This window comes from Marinobacter sp. (assembly GCF_048259445.1).
Classification (GTDB): Bacteria; Pseudomonadota; Gammaproteobacteria; order Pseudomonadales; family Oleiphilaceae; genus Marinobacter.
The window spans coordinates 38,920-62,064 of record NZ_JBLXHQ010000016.1 but is presented as its reverse complement, the minus strand read 5'-3'; the positions used below and the strand labels follow the sequence as shown (position 1 = coordinate 62,064).

Annotated in this window: 17 protein-coding genes; 9 read left to right on the top strand and 8 right to left on the bottom strand. The window is 54.9% G+C overall.

All coding sequences use genetic code 11. From position 1 onward, the window contains the following. Positions 1-43 precede the first annotated feature (43 nt). Together ACN0RL_RS12590 and ACN0RL_RS12585 are read left to right on the top strand one after the other, a co-directional pair. The gene (locus ACN0RL_RS12590; RefSeq protein WP_417517361.1) at positions 44-1,846 is read left to right on the top strand and encodes a flavin-containing monooxygenase; all 1,803 of its coding nucleotides are present in this window, start codon (positions 44-46) and stop codon (positions 1,844-1,846) included. 231 nt (positions 1,847-2,077) lie between these two features. Beyond that, positions 2,078-3,331 (top strand): TsoY family (seleno)protein, encoded by a 1,254-nt coding sequence (locus tag ACN0RL_RS12585; protein ID WP_417517276.1) that lies wholly within the window; start codon positions 2,078-2,080, stop codon positions 3,329-3,331. A 63-nt stretch (positions 3,332-3,394) separates the two neighbouring features. On the opposite strand, the gene ACN0RL_RS12580 is transcribed toward ACN0RL_RS12585, so the two are convergent. Together ACN0RL_RS12580 and ACN0RL_RS12575 are read right to left on the bottom strand one after the other, a co-directional pair. Continuing rightward, the gene (locus tag ACN0RL_RS12580; RefSeq protein ID WP_417517274.1) at positions 3,395-4,006 is read right to left on the bottom strand and encodes a YqaA family protein; all 612 of its coding nucleotides are present in this window, start codon (positions 4,004-4,006) and stop codon (positions 3,395-3,397) included. 35 nt (positions 4,007-4,041) lie between these two features. After that, the gene (locus ACN0RL_RS12575; protein ID WP_417517272.1) at positions 4,042-6,477 is read right to left on the bottom strand and encodes a response regulator; all 2,436 of its coding nucleotides are present in this window, start codon (positions 6,475-6,477) and stop codon (positions 4,042-4,044) included. Positions 6,478-6,793: 316 nt separating this feature from the next. Between ACN0RL_RS12575 and ACN0RL_RS12570 the strand changes: the two genes are divergently transcribed. The 4 genes from ACN0RL_RS12570 to ACN0RL_RS12555 are packed head-to-tail and all read left to right on the top strand — an operon-like array spanning position 6,794 to position 10,762. Next, positions 6,794-7,867 carry an extracellular solute-binding protein gene (locus tag ACN0RL_RS12570; protein ID WP_417517270.1) on the top strand — a complete coding sequence of 358 codons (1,074 nt, stop codon included), beginning with the start codon at positions 6,794-6,796 and terminating at the stop codon, positions 7,865-7,867. 11 nt (positions 7,868-7,878) lie between these two features. Further along, positions 7,879-9,030 (top strand): ABC transporter ATP-binding protein, encoded by a 1,152-nt coding sequence (locus ACN0RL_RS12565; RefSeq protein WP_417517268.1) that lies wholly within the window; start codon positions 7,879-7,881, stop codon positions 9,028-9,030. Next, positions 9,027-9,908, top strand: a complete 882-nt coding sequence (locus ACN0RL_RS12560; protein WP_417517266.1) for an ABC transporter permease — start codon at positions 9,027-9,029, stop codon at positions 9,906-9,908. Before ACN0RL_RS12565 ends, ACN0RL_RS12560 begins: the two co-directional genes overlap by 4 nt. Continuing rightward, positions 9,905-10,762 carry an ABC transporter permease gene (locus tag ACN0RL_RS12555; RefSeq protein ID WP_417517264.1) on the top strand — a complete coding sequence of 286 codons (858 nt, stop codon included), beginning with the start codon at positions 9,905-9,907 and terminating at the stop codon, positions 10,760-10,762. The genes ACN0RL_RS12560 and ACN0RL_RS12555 overlap by 4 nt, the downstream gene beginning before the upstream one ends. Positions 10,763-10,804: 42 nt before the next feature. Here ACN0RL_RS12555 and ACN0RL_RS12550 read toward each other — a convergent pair whose 3' ends face one another. From ACN0RL_RS12550 to ACN0RL_RS12540, 3 genes are all read right to left on the bottom strand, one after another. Further along, positions 10,805-12,598, bottom strand: a complete 1,794-nt coding sequence (locus ACN0RL_RS12550) for a PHA/PHB synthase family protein (RefSeq protein ID WP_417517262.1) — start codon at positions 12,596-12,598, stop codon at positions 10,805-10,807. Positions 12,599-12,691: 93 nt separating this feature from the next. Further along, positions 12,692-13,435, bottom strand: coding sequence for a 3-oxoacyl-[acyl-carrier-protein] reductase (fabG, locus tag ACN0RL_RS12545; protein WP_417517260.1), 744 nt, complete (start codon positions 13,433-13,435; stop codon positions 12,692-12,694). Between the two features lie 147 nt (positions 13,436-13,582). After that, the gene (locus ACN0RL_RS12540; RefSeq protein WP_417517258.1) at positions 13,583-14,800 is read right to left on the bottom strand and encodes a polyhydroxyalkanoate depolymerase; all 1,218 of its coding nucleotides are present in this window, start codon (positions 14,798-14,800) and stop codon (positions 13,583-13,585) included. A 425-nt stretch (positions 14,801-15,225) separates the two neighbouring features. Between ACN0RL_RS12540 and ACN0RL_RS12535 the strand changes: the two genes are divergently transcribed. Further along, positions 15,226-17,112, top strand: a complete 1,887-nt coding sequence (locus ACN0RL_RS12535; protein ID WP_417517256.1) for a monovalent cation:proton antiporter-2 (CPA2) family protein — start codon at positions 15,226-15,228, stop codon at positions 17,110-17,112. A gap of 26 nt (positions 17,113-17,138) precedes the next feature. On the opposite strand, the gene ACN0RL_RS12530 is transcribed toward ACN0RL_RS12535, so the two are convergent. Then, positions 17,139-17,759, bottom strand: coding sequence for a flavin reductase family protein (locus ACN0RL_RS12530; protein ID WP_417517254.1), 621 nt, complete (start codon positions 17,757-17,759; stop codon positions 17,139-17,141). 195 nt (positions 17,760-17,954) lie between these two features. Between ACN0RL_RS12530 and ACN0RL_RS12525 the strand changes: the two genes are divergently transcribed. Then, the gene (locus ACN0RL_RS12525) at positions 17,955-19,424 is read left to right on the top strand and encodes an anion permease (protein WP_417517252.1); all 1,470 of its coding nucleotides are present in this window, start codon (positions 17,955-17,957) and stop codon (positions 19,422-19,424) included. Here the strand turns inward: ACN0RL_RS12525 and ACN0RL_RS12520 are convergent. After that, positions 19,415-21,610, bottom strand: coding sequence for a LemA family protein (locus tag ACN0RL_RS12520; RefSeq protein WP_417517250.1), 2,196 nt, complete (start codon positions 21,608-21,610; stop codon positions 19,415-19,417). The two genes, ACN0RL_RS12525 and ACN0RL_RS12520, sit on opposite strands and share 10 nt — an antisense overlap. Here ACN0RL_RS12520 and ACN0RL_RS12515 point away from each other — a divergent pair. Beyond that, entirely contained in the window at positions 21,609-21,977 is a 369-nt protein-coding gene (locus tag ACN0RL_RS12515; RefSeq protein ID WP_417517248.1) for a hypothetical protein, read from the top strand. The two genes, ACN0RL_RS12520 and ACN0RL_RS12515, sit on opposite strands and share 2 nt — an antisense overlap. Here ACN0RL_RS12515 and ACN0RL_RS12510 read toward each other — a convergent pair. Then, positions 21,969-23,111: a cytochrome P450 gene (locus tag ACN0RL_RS12510; RefSeq protein ID WP_417517246.1), complete on the bottom strand. Its 1,143-nt coding sequence runs from the start codon at positions 23,109-23,111 to the stop codon at positions 21,969-21,971. The genes ACN0RL_RS12515 and ACN0RL_RS12510 overlap by 9 nt on opposite strands. Between the last annotated feature and the right edge of the window lie 34 nt (positions 23,112-23,145).

The window sequence follows — 23,145 nt, the reverse complement described above, 5'->3', positions numbered from 1 at the left end:
TGGCCCCCAGCCAACAAAAACAATGCAAATCTGGAGAATCATGATGACTGGAACACAGATCACCCCCACTGAGCGAGTTCAGCAGTGGCTCGACGGCTTCAACGAAGTTCTGCAATCGGATGACCCTGGCCGTGCGGCCCAGCTTTTTGAAAAAGACGGCTTCTGGCGCGACCTCATTGCGATGACCTGGAACATAAAAACGATGGAGGGGCAGGACAGCATTCGTGACATGCTGGAGCAGACCTCAGAGCGTACCTGTCCTTGTAACTGGAGAGTTGCAGAAGACGCAACTGAGCAGGACGGTGTCACTGAAGCCTGGATCACCTTCGAAACAAAAGATGCTCTGGGTAAAGGCCATATTCGATTGCGCGATGGCGCTGCCTGGACTCTGTTGACGACCATGCAGGAACTGAAAGAGTTCCCGGAGAAGAAAAAGTTTCTGCGGCCAAAGGGTGCTCAACATGGCGCGACCAAATCCCGGAAAACCTGGCTTGAGGCAAAGCAGGACGAAGAGCGGGAACTAGGCTACAGCCGCCAACCCTATTGCGTGATTATCGGTGGTGGACAGGGTGGCATTGGCCTGGCGGCTCGCCTCAGGCAATTGGATGTGCCAACCATTGTTATCGAACGCAACCCCAAGGCAGGCGACTCCTGGCGTAACCGCTACAAGTCGCTATGCCTGCACGATCCGGTCTGGTACGACCACATGCCGTACCTGCCGTTCCCGGACCACTGGCCGGTGTTTGCACCAAAGGACAAGGTCGGTGACTGGCTGGAAATGTACACCAAAATCATGGAGCTGAATTACTGGAGCTCGACGGAATGCACGGGGGCCCGTTACGACGAAGCCAGCAAGGAATGGGTTGTTGACGTGGTTCGGGACGGTGAGAAAGTCACCCTTCGTCCCCAGCAACTTGTTCTTGCCACTGGCATGTCTGGCATTCCCAATATTCCTGACATTCCGGGCATGGACAGCTTTGAAGGCGAACAGCATCATTCCAGTAAACACCCGGGTGGTGAGGCTTACAAAGGCAAGAAATGTGTGGTGTTGGGCGGCAACAATTCTTCTCACGACATCTGCGCCGCACTTTGGGAGAACGACGCCGATGTCACCATGGTTCAGCGTTCTTCGACCCACATCATCAAATCCGACACCCTGATGGATCTGGTGCTGGGCCCTCTGTATTCCGAGGAGGCTATACAAAATGGCGTGACCACAGAAAAGGCCGACCTTACCTTCGCGTCTGTGCCCTTCAAGGTGATGCCGGACATGCACATTCCGGTTTACGAGCAGGTCGCGGAGCAGGATGCAGACTTTTACAATCGCCTCGAACGTGCTGGTTTCCTGCTTGATTTCGGTGACGACGGCTCTGGGCTATTCATGAAATACCTGCGCCGCGGGTCTGGCTATTACATTGATGTGGGTGCATCAGAGTTGGTCGCTCAAGGGGAAATCAAGCTCAAGAGCGGCGTCAGTATTGAGCGTATTAACCCTCGCTCTGTGACGCTGACGGATGGCACGGAGCTACCGGCAGATCTGATCGTCTATGCCACCGGCTTCGGCTCGATGAATGGTTGGGCGGCCCGGATTATCTCTCAGGAGGTCGCTGACAAGGTTGGTAAATGTTGGGGCATGGGGTCCGACACCACGAAAGATCCGGGCCCCTGGGAAGGGGAGTTGCGGAACATGTGGAAGCCTACTCAACAGGAAGCGCTCTGGTTCCACGGTGGCAACTTGCACCAGTCACGCCATTATTCCCTGTATCTGGCACTTCAGCTGAAAGCCCGGAAAGAGGGGCTCGATACGCCGGTGTATGGCATGGAAAGCGTGCACCACCTGTCCTGAATTGGAGAAGGCTGGCTAACGCCAGCCTTCTCTATTTGAGCTACAAACCCGCCTTTTGCATAGTCTGGTCTTTGGGCTGATCGGCTTTCAGCCTCGTTACGAGCAACGTAAGGTCATGGCTCCGGGAATCTGTGCGGCAGAAAGCCGCACCTTCAGCGCTTCTCATTTTCCTCTTATGGGCGAATCATAGTATCCAGATTTGTTCTTTATCTGGATTCAAGAGGTAGTGATATGAATGGCCTGGCACAACGAAAATGGCATCCCCGCCATTGGCTCCTGCCGTTGGGATTGATGGGTACCAGTATCATGCTGGTTTTTGTTCTGAACATTTTTGTCCCACATAAAGGGCACTTCCTTCCATCAGTGGATCAGTATAACGCTCACCTTCTGGCCTCAGAGGGATTGGTTCATTTAGGGCTGTTGCTGACCTGGTACAGTTTCTGGTTTCTTTTTATCTTTGGCAGCTTACTGATTCCCTATTTTATTCTGCGTTCGGTGCAATTTCTCAGAGCGGGTGGCCATAACCTCTCTGACCAGGACCCGATGGAAACCGCAGGATGGTTTGGTATACCTCTTTCTCTCGGAATGTATGGCAACGTATCGTCCTTTGCAGCCGTTATTTTCTTCGGGCTGAACAATCAGGCGGACGACATAATCTGGCCGTTCTGGCTTGCGTACGACCTGGCTGTTGCGGCATTGGCCCTGACGCTTTTCGTCTGGTACCTGAAGGCCAGGGCACGGCTGAAAGAGGCCTCTGGCAGTAGCGCGAATCAGGCGTCGATGGTTGTGCCTTTCTCGCTCGGGTTCATGGCGCTGAACATTGCTGGCCCGGGCGCTCTGGGCGAGCACACCGCACTGACTGCGACTTCCCTGGTGGTTTCTCTGGTGTTTGTGGTTCTCTCCGCCGGGGTATTCCTGAGTTACTTCAGAGTCTTTCGGGGCGACTTTATGGCCTTACTGTCCTCACGCGCAAGCCTGAATGACCGAACCTCTCAAGAGAAAATCTGGGCGCAGGTGATGAATTTTGGTACCGCGATAACCACGTTCAATGTTTTGATGATAGCGATGGTTCGAAATTACCTGAATTATGGCCATCACTTCGCCGAATTCGATCTGGCGACCAAGAACCTGATTACCTGGGGTGCTGCGGGAACAGTCACCATGGCGTTGCTGGTTCTGCTCGCACTATGGCGGAATGGATTTTTCAGGCATCTGTTCCAGGAACAGCGCCCCCTGATTTTCTCTCTCGGGCTGGTGTGCATGCTGGTATCCAGTTACGTGATCACAGCCCTGTTTACCACGACAGCCCTGAAAACAGGCCTTTTGAGCTCTCAGAGCCCGCTTCTTTACGGTATCGTTGGCGTTGAAGCGCTTTTGCTGCTCGTCAATCTGTTTGTTGTGGCGGCACTGGTTTATCGCATGATCATTCGGGGGAACATCCAAAGCTGGCAAGCCGACGAAATCAGCCACCTTTTGCCCCGATAGTGCAAATTCGGATCAAGCGTCAGGCCGCCGCTCCCGTTTGTGGCGGCCATATGTGATGGGGCGTCACCCGCTCAGTACAGACCAGCCCCAGATTATGAGTACAACGACTGTAATCACGATTGCAGCAGATACTTTGTGACGTTCGAAAATAGCCTGGGCCCGATTGCCTGTAATCAGAACCAGCAGCCCCAGACCATAGTATCGAAGCGCCCGGGATAAGGCCGATGCGAGCATGAACAGGAAGAACGAATAGCTGGTGGCACCTGCGGCCAGCATGGCAATCTGGAAAGGAACCGGAATAACGCCCACGCTCAGAATAAACCAGAAGCCGTCTTCCTCCATGCGCCTGCGCACCTGTTCAAACTGTTCGGGCGTAGAAACCATCTCCACGAGCTGCTGGCCGATCGCATCAAACACGAAATAGCCGACAAAGTAGCCGACACTGGCACCCACCAGGCAACCGAGCAGGGCAATAGTGCTGAGAAGGAAAATCTGGCTGCGACGGGCCTGCATCAAAGGGATGAGCAGTGCCTCTAAAGGAATCGGTATGAGGATGGACTCAAGAAAAGACGCAACCCCCAAACCCCAGAAAGCGTGACGGGAGTATATGAGCCGGATCGTCAGTTGTTTTATGCGAGCCAGTCCCCTTTGAGGGCGTGAAGGTCCATCTGTCATCGTTTCTCCTGAAATATTATCTTGCTGGCTGAAGACTATAGCTCGTAACTCATGGCCCCCTTGGGTTCCTGGATAAAGTACCCCTGAAAGTTGCGAATGCCGCGCTCCCAGAACCAGGACAGTGCTTTAGCGTCTTCTACGCCGGTGATCACGATCCTCCGGTTGAGATTACGCGTGGCTTTCAGTTGATTCAAAAGCTGCTCCAGAGCTGGGGTTTGTTGAGCAACCGCGCCGAGTGCCGGCGCCAGTTTCACAACATCCACCGAATCCAGTTCTTTTATCAGGTCGACAGAGGCGACCGACGTATCTATGTGTTCAATGATCAGCCCGCAGTCCATGTTCTGAACCATTCGCGCTATCTTTTTAGCGCCGGCTACATCTTTCATTACATTCGGGCTGGATAATGCCAGATAGATTCTGCGTTTGCCCTTGAGGCGGGCGTCCCGTATCGCTGAGCTCAGCAGAGGGAGAAGGTTCTCTACAACAGCCATGGAGGAAGAAAGCTTTATGCTCACCGAATGGCTGGCGGCATCTTTGCCTTTTAGGGCTGAAAGGGCCTCTACCGCGTGCTGGATTACCCAGCGGTCCAGCTCATGGAATGGCCCCCGGATGCCTTCAGGCAGCTGCTTCAGGAACTGGCTTGGCAGATACACAGCATTGTCACTGTCTACCAGTCGCACCAGCGCCTCAAACAGGGTGTCGCCGGTTTCCATATTAACGATTGGTTGGTAGTAGAGGTTGAACCGATGAGCCGCGATCAATTCCCTGATACGGGCGTTGAATTCGGGTTCAGGCGATCGTTCGGGTGCCTGTTGCCACTTAATGCGATTGCCACCACTCTGTATGGCTTCGCTGCAAGCATGTTCTACTTCGATCAGGGCCTTGTCTTCATCCAGGGCATCGTTGAGCGTTAGCACGCCCAGGCTGAGGGTGACCGGGGTGTGGTCTTCTGCCAGGGTCCAGGCGGGTGTGCTCATGCTATGGTGGAAGCGCTCAAGGAGCGATATGCCATCATCGTTGGAGGTGGGCTCATTGAGCTGGAAGAGGAAGCTGCCGCCCCCCAGGGCGCAACCCGAATCCCCGGGCCCGAGCTGTTTGGCGAAGTGTTTTTCCATCCGGGCGGCAAGGCTCGCCATGGCACGAGCACCATGCTGGGCGCGCAGATACTCCTGGCGGTCAATGCTGGCCTGCATCAGATAGTGCGTTTTACCTTCCGGGTTGCTCCCGATACTGGCCAGCAGGGCCCCGAGTTCAGTCAGGAAGTAGTCCAGGTTCTGCAGGCCTTTGGATTCTTTGCGCTGGCTTATCAGATTGATGCGTGCAGCAATATGTTGTGCGTTCTGCAGATGTCGCTGCAAGGAGCTGAGGAACTGTTCGCTGTTCAGCGGCTTCTGGAAGAACTCGTTGCCCGCAATGCTGTGTTGTTCGAGCTGTTCTCGAGCTTCTGGCGAGGCTGATACGAAAAGGATCGGGATGGTCATGTAGTTGGCATCCTGCCTGAGCACCTTCGCCAGCTCGATGCCCCGGCAGCCGGGCATGTCATGGTCCAGTACAATGGCATCCGGCTGGAACTGTTCGATGCGCTCCAGAACGCGAACTGGCTGACTCAGGCCCTCCACCTCATAGCCTTCCGCTGTGAGCATGGTTTCATAGTGGGCGAGAAGTTCAACGTCGTCGTCCACCCAGAGTACCTTTGGCCGGGTTGTTACGTTGCTTTCAAGTAACTGATGAATGCGCTCCTCCAGTACGCTCATGTTGAGTGGTTTGGTCAGATAGATATCTGCGCCTGCCCGGAATGCGCGCATGCGGGCGACCATGTCGCTCCTCGCGGACATCATAAGCACAGGGGTATGGGTGCCGACCTGAGTCTTCAGGCGCTCCAGCCAGGCAATGCCTTCCATAGCGCCTTGGGGAAAGCTGACATCCAGCAGAATCAGATGATGAAGACGTTTGTCCGATCGCTGATTGTAGGTGTCCGGATCCTCAAAAGTTTCTGCGTAATAACCTCGTAGCTCCAGCCAGTTCTTGAGATGGGCGGCCTGGTCTGCATCGTCTTCAATAACGGCGATGCGGTGCTGGCTGTTATTCTCCGGCGTGGCTTGAATTGCCGGGTCAGGATTCTCTTCCTTGACGCCGGCGTTAGTGGCCTGCAGGATTGCGCGCTCAAGTGCATTGAGTGCGTGATCAATTTGCTGGCGTTCTGCAGAGCTCGCGTCAGGTTTAGCCAGAATCATTTGTAGCTGTTCTTCCAGCGCTCGCGCTGTATTGGTAATGTCCGGAAACTGGAAGGTGGTCCCGCTGCCAGTCAGTTTGTGCGCGCACTGGCTCATGAAGGTCAGTGACTTTTGGTTCCAGCTGACGTGCTGAAGGTGGCTCCAGGAATCGCTAAGCTCTGCCATACGGTCGGGCAGCCCGGCAATGTACTTGCCTCTGAGTTCCTGGAGCTTTTGCCTGGGACTGGCTTCCGCCATTGGTACACCTTTTGTATCTTGAATGGGTTCTCTGGGCAGTTTGGAGAATTACTAATTGGCCGCGTTTGCCCGATAAGCTGATTGTAGAGCGTATCGCAAGTTTGCCTTTTTAGTTACCCTGATCAGGATTACAAGGTAGTTAACCTGTGTCCTGAGCTCGCGCCGTCCTTTTGCTCAGGCAGTCTATTCTGGTGGGCGGCACTCTGGGCATTGAGCAATGCGAGCCGACACCTTGTCAAAAATCTGTAACACACTACATTTAAGGTCATGAATTCCCCGAGACTGCTTCTCGTTGCTCACAAGGACAGGCCCCACCATGAGATCTTTCCGTCAATTCAAGTACCTCACAATGTTTGCTGCCGCCACTGCGGCGTTTTCGGTTTCAGCTCAGGCTGAAACGCTTCGGCTGCTAACCTGGGGCGGTTACGCACCACAGGATGTAGTTGAGCAGTTTGAGAAAGAGACCGGCATTGAAGTCAAAGTCACCCTCTCCAATAACGAGGACATGATCTCCAAATTGCGCGCTACCCGCGGTGCCGGTTTTGATCTTGCTCAGCCTAGCCAGGACCGGATTGTGAGTGCCCAGGCAGATTTCGACATATATAAGCCGATGGACTTGAGCAAAATCGAGACGGCAAGGATCATCCCTTCCATGCTGGCGGCGACCAAAAAGAACACTGAATTTGAAGGTGAGGTGTACGGAGTTCCTCACGTTTGGGGTACCAGCGGGCTGATCGTAAACCGCAAGACTGCAACCACAGTAAAGGACTACACCGACCTCTGTGATGATTCGCTGAGCGGTTCCGTGTCGTATCGCCTCAAGCGCCCCACGTTGATTGGTTTTGCTTTTGCCCTGGGTGAAGACCCGTTCGCCGCCTATGGCGATATGGAAAGATATCAGGCCATTCTGGATAAGGTCGAAGAAAAACTGGTTGACTGTAAAAGCAACGTGAAAGCCTATTGGTCTGGCGGCGATGCCTTGCTGAATCTGATGCGTTCTGGCGAGGTGTCTGCGGCAATGGCGTGGGATGCCGGTGGCTGGAAGCTTAACGCGGAAAACCCCGATATTACCTTTGTTGCGCCTGAATCCGGTGCTCTGGGCTGGATCGATACCTTTGTTCTTCCCCGCAAAACAAAAGCAGAAGATGCCGCATACAAGTGGATAAACTTTGTTATGCAGCCAGAAGTCGCCGCCCGTATTACTGAATCTGCCGGTAACTTTACGGCCTCCAAAGGCAGTGACGACTTCGTCAATGACACCCTGAAGGCTCAGTTCAAGGAGAGCTTTCCACAAGCGGATCTCGACAACATCAACTGGTACCCGCCCGTTCCGGCCGGTCTGGAAGAGATGGAAGGCAAGGTGCTTGATCGGGTGAAAGCCGCTAACTAAGGTTGTTGTCTATGTCGGATCAAGCATTCGCTTCGGATGCAGATGCGGGGGTGCAGGAGGATCTTGCCTGCACCCTGCTGAGCAAACATTTTGGTGAATTCGCCGCTGTTGATGAGGTGTCATTCAGCATCCCCCGCGGGGCCTTTTTTTCCATCCTTGGGCCCTCTGGTTGCGGTAAAACGACACTGTTGCGGATGTTGGCCGGTTTTCAGCAACCGGATTCCGGCGATATTCTGATCAAAGGTCGTTCCGTACTGCATACACCCCCGAACAAGCGCCCGGTAAACATGGTGTTTCAGCATCTGGCGCTGTTCCCCACCATGTCGGTGGCAGAAAACATTGCCTACGGACTGAAGCGTAAAGGTGTTCCCAAACGCGAACACGCCACCCTGATTGACGAGGTGCTGGCCAAGGTTCAGTTGCCCGATTATGGCGACAAGCGCATTGACCAACTCTCTGGCGGACAGAAACAGCGCGTGGCGATCGCCCGCTGCCTGGTGTTGAATCCTGCCGTGTTACTACTGGACGAGCCTTTGGGTGCGCTGGATCTGAAACTGCGCGAGCAGATGAAAATCGAGCTTAAAAGGCTGCAGCGGGAGTTCAATACCACGTTTGTGTACATCACCCACGATCAGTCAGAAGCACTGGTGATGTCTGATCAGGTGGCAGTGATGAATAAGGGGCGGTTTGAGCAGGTGGGTACGCCACAAGAACTCTACTACCAACCCAAAACGCCCTTCGTGGCGAGTTTTATTGGCGATAGCAATCAATATGTCGGCAAGGTGCAAGGTCAGTCGGGTCAAATCCTTACCGTTGTTACCGAGCACGGCGTGCGGCTGCAGAGCCAAAGTAGCGAGGAAATATCACTGGGCTCGCGCATTACGGTGTTCGTCCGCCCGGAAGTGATGCAACTCAGCCTGGTAAGGCCGGAGGTTGAGCAGGATAACTGTTTGCAGGTAACTGTTCTGCGCACGCTGTTTGATGGCGCTCGCAGCCAGCTTCAAGTGGAAACGGCTGAAGGTGCCATGCTCACTGTGGCGCTTCCCCAAACTGCGGACTTTCATGCCCTTGAACCGGGCCGTTCTGTGTACGTAAGTTGGCAGGCCAACCAGTGCCTTTGCTTTCCGGTAGCACCGGCGACACAGTCAGAGGCTGTGCAATGAGCGCCGAGCCAGGTAGCTTTGCGCGCACGCAATACCGTCTGGGCTTCTGGCTGCTGCTTGCGCCTATTGTGCTCTGGCTAAGCTTGCTGATTATTTTGCCGCATATCGATATGGTGCTGGTGTCTCTGCGCGAGCGCGTTGCATCCCGGCAGTATGAGTTCAGCTTCAGTAACTACACCGAATTTTTTACCGAGCCGCTGTACTGGAATACCTTCGTCCGCACCGCCGTGATTTCCATTGTGGCCACTGTACTTACGTTGATTATTGCCTTTCCTGTCTCGTTTTATATTGCAAAGGTGCTCAGCGGCAAGCCCAAAATGGCACTGTTTATTCTGTGCCTGATTCCGTTCTGGGTCAGCGAGTTGGTACGTACCTACGGCTGGATGATTCTACTGCGGGAGACCGGGTTGGTTAGCGGGGCGCTGCAGTGGTTGGGGCTGGTCGACCAGCCTGTTGAAATGCTCTATAACGACGTCGCCATTATGGTGGGGCTGATATACACCTCCATGCTGTTCATGGTGGTGCCTCTGGTTACAACGCTCGACAGCCTGGACAACAGCTTGATCGAAGCCGGTTATGATCTTGGTGGCAGTAGTTGGCACGTGATGAGGAGCATTGTGATTCCCCATGCCATGCCCGGTATCATGAGTGGCTGCATTGTTGTGTTCATGCTGACGCTTGGAAATTACCTGACCCCGACGCTTCTGGGGGGCAAAGACAGCTTGTGGTTTACCGAGCAAATTTACACCCAGTTCATTACTCGCTTTAACTGGGAGCAGGGTGCCGCCTTCGGTATTTTGCTGCTGATACTCTCGTCGCTGATTGTCTGGCTGGGCCTCAAAATCACCAGGCAGTCGTTTACACGGGTGATGTCATGATTCCCTCTATTTCCAGTAGCCGTTTTTATCGGGTGTCTTACCTGTGTTACGTCGTACTGTTTTTCATTTTCCTGATCACGCCACTGCTGGTGGTGGCGGCGTTCTCGTTCAATGATTCCTTATTTCCGTCGTTGCCGTGGAACGGCTTTACCTGGGACTGGTACCTGGGAAGCAACGAGCCAAGGCTGGGGTTGTTCCATGATGATGCTTTGCTCGAGAGCATTGGCGTTAGTGTTCAGGTAGCTATAGTGACTACGCTGGCAAGCCTCACACTGGCGACCTGCAATGCCTTTTTGTTCGAGCGGGAGCAGTTTCCTGGCAAAAACTTTCTTTATGTACTCATGTTGATGCCGCTGGTAGTACCGGGTGTGATACTTGGGGTCTCTATCCTGGTATTCAGCAGTACTGTGGCTAACTGGTTTGAAGTGCAGTTTGACTACGATTTCGAAGCTTTGCGGCCGGGCCTGGTGTTAGTTACTCTAGGCCAGTTTGCTTTCATTACCACCATTGCCACCCTGGTTATTTCTGCACGCCTGCGCAAGTTCGATATTACCCAGGAAGAGGCCGCTATGAACCTCGGAGCCAGCCGGTTGACGGCTATCGCAACTGTGACACTGCCATTTCTGAAGCCGGCTCTGTTTGGTGCCGGCGTGGTGGCGTTTCTGATGTCCTTTGAAAATTTTAACACCACCCTGATGCTGGTAGGTTCAGACGCGCCTTTGACCATCGCCATGTTTGACCGGCTGCGTGAAGGATCCACTCCGGTATTGAATGCGGTTTCGGTGTTGCTGATGGTGGGCTCAGCGTGTCTGGCCTTGGTCTCGCTGTTTGCGCAGCGCCCGGATGAACAGTGATGTGTTTATCCGGGCTTGTCTGTCAGGTTACAGCGTCACGTGCTAATTCTGCACATAAGCCCCGGGAGCAGGTTCGATTACCCTGAGGTTTCCTTCCTCAGCCTTGCGGGCCTTCACTTTGCCGCCGCCAAACTTTGCCGCCCAGGCAACCCAATCTGGCCACCAGGAGCCTTCAAGCTGCTCTGCGCCACTTAGCCAGGCATCCGGCTCCAGGTTGCTGTCATCGTTGAGACGATAGCCGTATTTTTTCCGGTCCGGCGGGTTGATAATGCCAGCTATGTGGCCGGAGCCTCCGAGTACAAAGCGCACTGGCCCGCCTAGATAACGGGAGCCTTTATAGCAGGAGATCCAGGGCGCAATGTGGTCTTCGATGGCTGAGGCAAAGTAACTCGGGACCTTTACCTTTCCCAGATCAATAGGGGTGCCCGCCAGTTCAATGCCACCGGGCTCACGCAGTCGGTTATGCATGTACATGTTGCGAAGATAGAAGCTGTGCATGGCCGCAGGCATACGGGTGGCATCTGCGTTCCAGTAGAGCAGGTCAAAGGGTGCGGCGTCGCGCCCCAGAAGGTAGTTGTTGACGAAGAATGACCATATCAGTCCATTGGCCCTCAGCATGTTGAAGGCGGTTGCCATGGAGGCGCCATCAAGATAGCCCTGCTTGTCCATGGCTTTCTCGAGTTTGCTGACGGAATCCTCATCAATAAATACTTCCAGATCGCCGACTTCGGAAAAGTCCATCAGGCTGTTGAGGAAGGTTGCGCTTTTGATTCTATTGTCTTTGCGGGCGGCCAGCCAGGCCAGTGTGCAGCCGAGCAAGGTGCCGCCTATGCAGTAGCCAACAGTATTGAGCTCGCGTTCTCCGGTGGCTTGCTCAATGGCGTCCATGGCAGCGATGGGCCCGTCCAGCATGTAATCTTCAAAGCTCTTGTGCGCCAGTTCGGGTCCCGGATTAACCCAGGAGATTACGAATACCGTGTGGCCGTGTTCCACCCAATAGCGGATGAATGATTTTTTCTCGCCCAGATCAAGGATGTAGTACTTGTTGATCCAGGGTGGGATTACCAGCAATGGCCGGCGGTGAACGGTGTCGGTGGTAGGCTTGTACTGAATCAGCTGCATCAGCTCATTCTGGAAAACGACATCTCCCGGCGTGTTGGCCAGGTTCTCCCCAACTTTGAAGGCGTCCGGGTCAGACATTCTAAAAGGCATAGGGCCCGTGCCTTCATCCAGATCACGCAGCAAGTTGGCGATCCCGCGAAGCAGGTTTGTACCACGTGTCTGCACGGTTGTGCGCAGCACTTCGGGGTTGCTCAGGATGAAATTGCTTGGGGCGAGAGCATCTGTCATCTGGCTGGTGAAAAAACGCACTTTGCGTCTGGTGTGCTTGTCCATTCCGCGCACATCATTGATGGTATCCATGATCCAGCGGTTAGTGAGCAAGTACGCCTGTTTGATGGCGTTGAACGCCATTGCGTCATTCCAGCTTGGGTCGCGAAAGCGCCCATCGCCCTTTTCCGGCTCGATCACGGCCAATGGTTTGTTGCGTATGCGGCTGGATACCAGGCCTGAACAAAATTTGGTGGTGTCTCTGAGCAGACGCACCTGCGCAAGGATCACGGTATCAGGCTGGGTCAAGAGCTTCCCTGTGAGGGAAACAAAGGGTTTGGCCATGCTTTTGATGCTGACCGGGTTTGGGGCTCTGCGTTGTAACCGGCTCATAATTGAGCGTTTCAGGAGGTTGCTGCCATGTACGCTGACGCGCATCAGAGAGCGGGGCACAACGTTGGGTTCAAGTTCGGGGCCGGTGTTTGTTTCAACAGGTTTTTCAGACATTGGCACAGTCTCCAACCCGCGGCCACCCGGGCCGCGGAGCTGTTAAAAACGGCGGTAGACGCAAGGATGCTTTGCGTCTACCGCGACGCGGTATTACATATACACGCCGCCGTTGACGTTAATCTGCTGGCCGGTGATGTAGTCTCCTTCCGCGGCCAGGAACACAACTGCCCGGGCGATTTCCTCCGGTTGACCAAAGCGCCCCATCGGTACTCTCGATATGATCTGTTCGCGGATATTCTCGGGCACCTGGGCAAGCATTTCGGTTTCGGTAAAGCCCGGAGCAATAGCGTTAACAGTAATGTTGTGCTTGGCCACTTCGATTGCCATGGTTTTGGTAAATGCGATGATGCCTCCCTTGCTGGCCGCGTAGTTCGCTTGTCCGAAGTTGCCGGCCTGGCCGACGAAGGAAGTAATGTTGATGATGCGGCCGTACTTCTGCTCCAGCATGATGTTCAGCACTTCGGAGCAGGTCGCGTAGACGCTACCAAGGTTGGTGTCGAGAACATCGTTCCAGTCGTCATCGGTGAGCTTTCTCATCGACTTGTCCTTGGTGATACCCGCATTGTTCACCAGGATGTCGATACGCCCCCAGCTTTCGTGAACCTTTTTGATCAGGCCGCGTGCCTCCGGCATTTTTGAAAGATCCGCTTTGATGGCCATTGCACGGACACCCTCCGCTTCAATTTCCTTGAGGGTTTCGTCTGCATCGGACTGGCGTGAGCGGTAATTGATTGCTACGTCGGCGCCACGTTGGGCAAGTTGCAGTGCAATATGCCGGCCGATGCCACGGGATCCACCGGTAACAATGGCTACCTTGCCTTTCAGGTCTTGCATGACACTCTCCTTGGGATGATGTTGATACTTGGTTATTTTTGTTCAATAAAACATCACATCTGCGCAGCTGATCGCTGCGAGAGGGGCTTTACTTCAAGCTAGCAGAGCACCCACTACAGCACAAGAATTCAGCTGAAAATCAGCGGGTCACGCGGCACGAATGAAGTCCCGTAACTGGGGCGCAATGCTTTCACGCCATTGGCTTCCGTTGAATACACCGTAATGACCAACGCCCGGTTGCAAGTGATGCAACCGACGGGAATCCGGTACATTGACGCACAGATCGTGGGCTGCGCGGGTTTGCCCAGGGCTGGATATATCGTCCTTTTCTCCTTCAACCGTCATCAGGGCGGTGTCGCGAATGGCGGCGGGGTTTACCCTGCGCCCACGGTGCATGAAACAGCCTCGGGCCAGGTGAAACTCCTGAAAAACACGCTGGATGGTGTCCAGATAATAGGTTGCCGGCAGATCCATCACCGCCAGGTATTCATCGTAGAAGTCGCGGTGGCGGATAACTTTCTCGGTCTCATCATCGCGGATGGATCTGAACAGCTCCCGGTAGGCTTTGATGTGGCGCCCAAGGTTCATGTTCACAAAGCCGGTCAGCTGCAGGAATCCGGGATAAACCTTGCGCATGGCTCCCGGGTAAGGTGCGGGTACCGGATGCACGAGGTTGCGCTTGAACCATGACAGCTTGTGTTTGGTGGCCAGTTTGCAGGGCGCTGTGGGGTCTACGCGGCCATCTATGGGGCCGCTCATCAGCGTCAGCGAACGAGGTGCTGCCGGGTGCCCATCCTCCGCCATGATAGCCGTGGCGGCGAGCGCGGCCACTACTGGCTGACACACCGCCAGAACGTGCGTGTCGGGCCCCATGTGGTCAATAAACTCTATAACATAGTCGATATAATCATCGAGGCCGAAATCGCCCTGTGTCAGCGGAACCTTGCAGGCATCACGCCAGTCGGTAATGTATACATCGTGTTCCGGCAGCATGGCTTCCACGGTGCCACGAAGCAGCGAAGCAAAGTGGCCGGACAGCGGGGCGATGATCAGCAGCTTCGGGTCATCGGGCCGCGTTACACTGCGTTGGAAGTGTTTGAGCTGCGCAAACGGTTTCCGCAAAACAATCTCTTCATGGACGTCAACTTGCTCTCCATTACAGGTTGTTGTGTGCAGATTAAAGGCTGGCTTCGGGTAGCGCTGGGTGAGGTCTCTGAAAACACCGTAGGCCGAGCCAATGCTGCGCGCCCCGGGAATGCGGGAAAAAGGGCTCATGCGGTGCTGGAGCAGGGTGCTCTGGGCGCTGGTCAGCATGCGCACAGGTTTGAGTGCAGCGCGGCCTATCTCGTGGGCAAAATACATCATGGCATTGTCCTGCTTGAGTTCTGGGTTGCGGCGTCGTCCCAGTAAGCCTTAGGGAAACCGTGGATACTACATTAACATGATTTCAGAGAAGCAAAATACAGGGCTGGAGGGTTATGGCTGCGTCCGTCCCGGTTGCCCCAGCCAGATGTGTATGAGCAAGCGGGCGGTTTTGACGCTGCCGTCGGAGAGGCCGGTTTTTTCGGAGACTTTTGTACTATGCAAACTGCTAACCTGATTTGGGGGCTGATTTTCAGCTCCATTGGCATCGGTTATTTTATTTACGGGAGGCGGCAGTCGAACCTGGTCGCTAGGTACTGCGGTATCGCCCTGATTCTTTACCCTTACCTGGTAACGAACACGCTTGCTATGGTGGCAGTGGGTATTTTACTTATGCTCACCCCCAGATTCCTCGAGCTCTGATCCGCATGACCACCTATTTCGTTCAGGCTTTTATCTATCTCCTTGCTGCCGTAATCGCAGTGCCATTGGCAAAACGCTTTGGCTTGGGTTCCGTGCTGGGTTATCTGGTTGCCGGTGTGGCGATCGGGCCGGTTATGGGGCTCGTTGGACAGGAAACCAGCACCATTCAGCATTTCGCTGAGTTTGGTGTTGTCATGATGCTGTTCCTTATTGGCATGGAGATCGATCCTAAGGCGCTTTGGGCCATGAGGGTTCGTCTTTTGGGTCTCGGCGGTTTACAGGTAACGATGACAGCTTTGGCTGGCATGGGTGTGGCCTGGTGGCTTGGGCTTCAGTGGCAGACGGCGCTGACGGTTGGTCTTATTTTTGCCTTGTCTTCTACCGCGATCGTGTTGCAAACCCTGGATGAGAAGGGTTTATCGAAGACGGAAGGCGGCCGCAATACGTTTTCTGTATTGCTGTTCCAGGACATCGCGGTAATTCCCATGCTTGCCTTGATTCCGCTTTTGGCGTTGCCGGGCCTGAAGAGCGATTCCGGTTCTTCATCGGATCCTGATGCAGGCCTTAGCCTGGTGGCCGGGCTGCCGGGCTGGGCGCATGCCCTGGTTGTTGTGGGCGCCGTCGCTGCTGTTATTGTTGGCGGTTATTATCTGAGCCGGCCGTTGTTCCGTTATGTGGTGAAGTCCGGGCTGCGGGAGGTTTTCACTGCTACGGCGCTGATGCTTGTTATTGGTATCGCTGCGCTCATGAGCCTGGTCAACCTCTCACCGGCTCTCGGAGCTTTTCTGGCAGGTGTTGTGCTGGCCAACAGTGAGTTCCGCCACGAGCTGGAAGCCAACATCGAGCCGTTCAAGGGTTTGTTGCTGGGCCTGTTTTTTATCACTGTGGGTGCGGGAATCAATTTTGAAGTGTTGATTGCAGAGTGGGGCATCGTTGTCTCTCTGGGCGTAGCCGTCATTGCGATCAAAGCGCTGATTCTGCTTGTGCTTGCACAGATATTCGGAATTCGCAGCAGCAACGGCTGGTTGTTTACGCTGGGATTGGCGCAGGCCGGTGAATTCGGTTTTGTATTACTCACTTACAGCGTGCAAAACAATGTCATTCCGCCAGAAATCTCTCAGGTCCTCTCGCTGGTTGTCGCACTGTCCATGTTCCTTACGCCACTGTTGTTTATCGCTTACGACCGCATTGTGCTGCCCCGCTACCGGCGTTCCAGCAACGATGAACGGGAAGCCGACACCATTGACGAGCAGGCACCGGTGATTGTGGCCGGGGTCGGGCGGTTCGGGCAGATTGTCTGTCGTTTACTGCGGGCCAACAACGTGCCCATTGTGGTGCTCGACCATGAACTCGAGCAGATTGAAAATGTTCGTCAGATCAACATCAAGAGCTTTTTCGGGGATGCCAGTCGCCCGGACTTACTGGAGAAAGCCGGTATTGAGCAGGCCCGCATGCTGGTCGTCGCGATTGATGATCGGGATCGCACCGTGAAGATGGTGAAGCATGTGAAAGAGTTCTTCCCGGGTGTCTGGGTGCTGGCGCGTGCATTCGACCGAGGTCACAGCTATCGGCTGCGGGAAGCGGGTGCCGATGATGTTGTGAGCGAGACTTATTACTCCGCTTTGGAGCTGGGAGGCCATGCCCTCACAGCAATGGGCGTGCACCCGATGCGGGCGAAACAGATGACCTGGGCGTTTGTTGAAAATGAGAAGGCCCACGAAGCGGAGTTATTCGAAGCATGGAAAGACATCGAGGAAGGCATTAACTTCAGCCCGCGCTATGGTGAACTGTTCATGAAGCTTGAGGAGGCGTTAAGCAATACTATGGATCGGAATTGGGATGCCCCAAGGCCGGAGGATGTCCCGGTCTGGGTTCCGCCGGAACATCACTGATCAGTACTTGAAGCCCTGACTTCAGCCTACTTGGGCCGGTGCATCTGAAACTTGTTTGCGGCGCTCACAGTAAAGTAGTCGGCTGGCCCTCCGCCACGCATGACCGGTTCGGCCGCAGCCGTATCGTAAACGCCATCTTTCAACAGGTGCTGCGCAATATGCACACCGACCACCTCACCAAATACCATCCAGGTCTCGACTTTCTCGCCATCGACGCCGGCAAGCTGTAGCACCTGAGTGACCTTGCACTCCAGAGCGACCGGGCTTTCTGCGACATGTGGTGCTGAGATAATTCGGGAGGGCTTTGGCGTGAGGCCAGAGAGAGCAAATTCATCTACTTCCGGCCCGACAGCCGCACAGGTCTGGTTCATGGCGTCGCTGAGCGGGCGCGTAACCAAGTTCCAGCAGAATTCCCCCGTCTCTTCGGCATTGCGTACGGAATCCTTGTAGCCAATGCTCGAGAATCCAACGATGGGAGGAATGTAGTTGAAGGCGTTGAAGAAGCTATAGGGAGCGAGGTTAAGCGTTCCTTCAAGGCTTCGGGATGATATCCAGCCAATCGGACGCGGTGCCACCAGAGCGTTGAAGGGATCGTGAGCAAGCCCATGCCCAAGGGAAGGTTCATAGAAGTAAAAGTTATCCGGCATAAGGCACTCCTGGGAAATGAATCGCCGGTAATATACGCCCACTGCGGCTTGCATGTGAAGCCCGGCAATCCGCATGGATTGTTTACAGCCGTGGCTATTAAAGACTAGCCTGTGCCGGTCGTTTTCCAACTCTCATAGACAGTCTGTTTGATTGGAATAATGCCGTTTACACACATCACCAAAGGGACTCTCGTGATGCCATCTTCGACATCCGATTTTAATCTGTTACCTGCGCTTGTTGCGATCGCTATCGGGATCGCAATCTGGTTCATCCCCACTCCGGAAGGTGTTTCTGATCAGGGCTGGCTGATGCTGGCCATCTTCGTAGCGACCATTGCGGCCATCATTGGCAAGGCTATGCCGATTGGAGCTATTGCGATTTTGGCGATCACGGTGGTGGCGGTCAGTGGCGTTACCAGTGACAACCCCGGCACGGCCATTCGCGATGCTTTAGGCAGTTTTAATAATTCGCTGATCTGGCTGATCGCGGTCGCCATAATGATTTCCCGGGGCTTGATTAAAACCGGTTTGGGAGAACGCATTGGCTATTATTTTATTTCAATATTTGGCAAGCGCACGATTGGTATTGGTTATGGCCTGGCGATCTCGGAACTGGTAATTGCTCCTGTTACCCCAAGCAACACAGCCCGTGGCGGCGCCATCATTCACCCGATCACGCTGTCCATCGCCAAGAGTTTTGGCTGCACGCCGGATGAGGGCAATACCGATAAAATCGGCAAGTACCTTGCACTGGTTAATTACCATTCCAATCCCATCACCTCTGCGATGTTCATTACCGCCACTGCACCCAATCCCCTGACCGTCAAGCTGATTGCTGATGCCACCGGTGCGGCGATCAGCTTGAGCTGGACGACTTGGGCCCTGGCTATGCTGCTACCTGGCCTGGTCGCTATCGCGCTAATGCCGTTGGTGATTTATCTGATGTATCCGCCGGAGATCAAAGCCACACCGGATGCGGTCAACTTTGCCCGTGAGCGCCTGGATAAACTGGGTAAACTGACCCGCGATGAAGGTATTATGCTCGGCGTGTTTGTGATTCTGCTATTGCTGTGGGCCGATGTTCCAGCCTGGATTTTCGGGGCCTCTTTCAAGCTGAACTCCACTACCACCGCCTTTGTAGGCTTGTCGATCCTGCTGGTTACCGGCGTGCTGAACTGGAAAGACGTATTGGGTGAGAAAAGTGCCTGGGATACGCTGGTCTGGTTCGGAGCTCTGGTGATGATGGCGACCCAGCTTAACGAGTTGGGGGTGATTGAATGGTTCTCTGGCGCTATTCAGGAGGGCATCGTCAGCACCGGTCTGGCGTGGCCGGCTTCCACCGCACTACTGATTCTGGTGTTTTTGTATTCCCACTACTTTTTCGCAAGCACCACCGCTCACATTACCGCAATGATGGCTGCTTTTCTGGTTGTTGGTCTGAGCCTGGGTGCCCCGCCCATGGCCTTTGTTCTGATGATGGCAGCTACTTCGTCCATCATGATGACCCTGACCCATTACGCTACCGGCACATCACCGGTTATATTCGGCTCCGGTTACGTAGGCCTGAGCGAATGGTGGAAGGCCGGGTTTGTGATGAGCCTGGTTAATCTGGCCATCTGGGTGGTGGTTGGTGGTCTCTGGTGGAAGCTGTTGGGCTACTGGTGAACTGGCTGAAACCGGAACAGCCTTGCCAGAATCAGATCCGGAAAGGACTGTATACGCGTGTTATAGATCATCACGCTCTCGGTGTGGCTGTTCCGTAGAAGCGCAAGGTAGTTCTCGGTCTCGCTCATGATGTTCATGAACTTGCTGATCACGGTATTGTTTTTAAGGTCCGGGTAGTTCTCTATCCGTGCCAACAGAGTTGTGACCACCTGCTGTTCCGTCGCCATCAATTGGTCTATCCGGGCCGGGGTATTTGTCTCGGCAGGGTTAGCCGTTCGCAGTCGGGCAATGGTTTTCAGCAGTTCTTTCTCGTGTGCCAGCGAAGCTTTTACCGCTTTCTCAAGGTTGGGCCACAGGTCATGACGCTGTTGTAGAATCGTGTCGATATTGGCTCTGGCCCTGTCGACACGGTTTTTCAGAAACACGATGTCGTTGTAGTGCAGAACGCCAAGGTAAACACAGAGCACTAACGGCACAGTAAGTGCGGACAGCAGCAGATTGTCCGGGCTGAAACTGCCATCAGCAGCCAACAACGCCGTGGCTGCAAACAGGAACAGTCCAAGACTTACGGCCGTGCCTGCAAACCCTCCCGCACCCCGTGAAAGCACTATGTCGTCTTCTTCCTGAGTAGTGATGATGAAGGGCGAGTCGCCATCCTTTTGCAGTGCCAGGCGGTCTGGCTGTGCTCGGTCGAGTCCCGCAAACCCAAGGCAATAAACATTGACTAGCGTGTCCAGTAACCTGACGGTGTAGCGTTTGTCGCCGCGGATTTCTGAGTGGCGTTTCGGGTAGTTGATAGCAGCACCTTCCGGATAGACCAGTACCCGGCCTTCGTTGTCTTGCAGCCAGAAGGGCACGCGTTCTTTCTGGTGTTCTACGGTGCGCCACTTTTCGTCTTTTCCCGACCCCTGACGTTCTTCAACTTTATAATCGTAGGCCACGCATTTTTCGTTACGAAGCGGGTCGCGAACCGGTGGGTAGGCATCATCTACATCGACCATAGCTTTAAGCTCGGAAAGCCCGAAGCTCAAGCCCTTGGAGCTGGTCGTGGGCACGGCTTCAATCAAGCGTTTCAATTTGACAGCACGTATGGCGAACAGAATCAGTACAACAGCGAGTGCCGAGCTTGCGGCAGAAAGCCCCCAGCTCGTCCAGGTATGCTGGAATTTGTTGGTTGGCTTACTTTCGATGATTTGCGTGGCCCTGGCAGCGGTACTGGTATCCAGCTCAGGAATCGGCAAGCGTTTTTCCACAAGGCTCCGGAACTTCCAGCGGTCGAGCCACCCGCTTGTACTTTGGTGAATGAGCTGTCGCAAGGCCGCCAGATCTGCGAGTACCAGTGGGTTGCTGTCACCATTGCTGGTTCCGCTGCCCAGTTGCTGATAGCGGGATTCGTAAAGTGTGGCGATTCCCTGCCATTCCTGGTTCAGCCTGGTTACGCCCAGAGCAGCGAGCGTTCCCGAAACAGCGATGCTCATCACCCACACATATACCCAGAAACGGTGTATTTTTGCGGCCGTCAGCAACAGGGCCACGCCCAGCGCCAGCAGGCCGGTGGCAACTGAAATCCGGATAGCAGCGCCGAAGAGTCTATCCCCGCCGTCGATATCGAGAGTGAAGCCTGAAACAAGGGCTGGCAGACTGAAGCTTTCCAGCCCGGCGAACGTCATTTCCCGGGTATCGTGATCGTAGCGCCCGATTACCCGTACGGTCTCACCGGGCTTCAGCGCCCATTCCGAATAGATTTTATCCCCGGTTCTTGACCGGTAGGTTTGCTCAAGGCTCCACTCGACGGCGGACAGGTCTCTTCCGGGTGCAATAGTTGCGGCGCCACTGGAATCCCGCAGCTGGAAGTTAGTGCCGCGCTGGCCGGAGTCGAGAATGCGCGTGCGCAAATCGCCGTCGGCGTCCCGGTACTCTTCCTCAAGTTTGTACCGGTAATAAACGGCCTCGGAGTTGGAGTAGGGGGTTGTGAGTACATCCCGGGAGATATTGACTTGGCCGGCAACGATGTACGGCCCTTTTGCGAGGGCTCCGATGGGTGTTTCTGGCATGCGCTCCATCTGGCGGGCTTGAGCGAGTTGTTCAAACCCTTTTTGCATGAGGTGCCAGGAGCCGACCAGACAGCCCAGCGCGAGCAGCGCTATAATGATTCGTTTACCACTCCGACCCATAAAGGCTTTCATGAAATTCCCGACGGTTACTGTTGTTCTGGTTTCAGCCGCTCTGCTGTTCGTGTTCTGGGATCAAACCCGCGAACAGCCGCAGGCGGTGGATACAAGCCGATTTACCGATCTGAAGGCAAATCCTGTAAAGCTCAGTACCGCCGTGGATTGGGTGATTACGCAGCTGCCCTCTCTTTGTGAGCAAGCCACTGGCCAGGCCGAAGGCGCCGAGGCGTATGCCAGCTGCGTCAAGAACGCAGAGGCGCGCACCTCAACGTGCCGGCGCGGGGTGTACGACCGCTTTCCGAGTGTTGTGGCCTCGGACTCTGTGTTTCGCGATGTTTCGATTACGTTGATCAATTGCCTTGTGCCGCCTACGTCAGGTTAGTACAACTGGCACACGATGATACCCGCCTACGGGCGCTACTTCCCGCTCTGGTGCCTGGCCGGGCACCAGTTCAATGCTCTGAACCGAGGCAAGCAGGGTCTGTAGCGCGATACGCAGCTCCCAGGTGGCCAGAAGACGGCCGGGGCAGACGTGCTTTCCAGCTCCGTACACCAGATTTTTTGCCGCGCTGCCCTCGGGATTGAATTCGTTATTGCCGAAAACGGCTTCGTCGCGGTTTGCGGATGTCCAGTTGAGCTTGACCCGGGCACCACTCGGGATATCCTGGCCACCGATATGCACGGGGCAGGTGGTAACACGACGATTGGAAACGAAGGGGTCGTCCAGGCGCAACACTTCATCAATGATCGCTTCCACTTCATCATTCGGGGCCGTTCGTATTCGGTCTGCAAGGCCCGGCTGCTGAGCTATATGTGCCAAAAGCACACCAACGCACAGCGCAATGGAACCCAGATCACCACCGGTCCAGTTGCGCAGGATGGAGACCACTTCTGGCTCGGAGAGTTGGCGACCATTTACTGTTTCGTGGCAAAGCCTTGTAGTCAGGTCGTCGGGCGCTTTGTAACCTGCTGCGAGTCGCGGTTGTATAACTGAACGAATAATCTCGTCGAACTGCGCGGCCACCTCCGCTGTGCGGTCGGGGTCGCCGGACCGCGTAGCCGCATGGTTCTGCTTCATCCAGGCCAGCAGTTGTGGTTCGAGTTCCGTAGGCCAGCCCAGCCAGGCGCACTGGGCCCGCACGGCAAACACCGCGCCGATGTCATTTACGGCGTCCAGCACCACGCCTCTGGGCAGCTCTTTCGCCAGCTCGGCTGCAACTTGCTTGAATACGGGTACAAACGGCGTTAGCGCCTCGGGGCTGAGGTGTCGCTCGATGACTTCGCGGAAATGGGTGTGCTCTTCTCCATCCAGACCGTTTGGTACTTGCAGGTAACGCGAGACCTGGCTCGAGAATCGTTCGTGATCCAGAGCTGCGGCAAGAACATCGGCATGCCTCAGTAGCACATACTCACCCCGGGCGTTTCGAACAACGGGATGCCTGGGTCGCAACTCATCGGTATAAGCTCGCAAGTCCCGGCCGGCTGCGGACAAATCATCTGGCATGTGATCGTTCATTCAGACTCCTTTACCGTTAAAGACAATAGCCGTT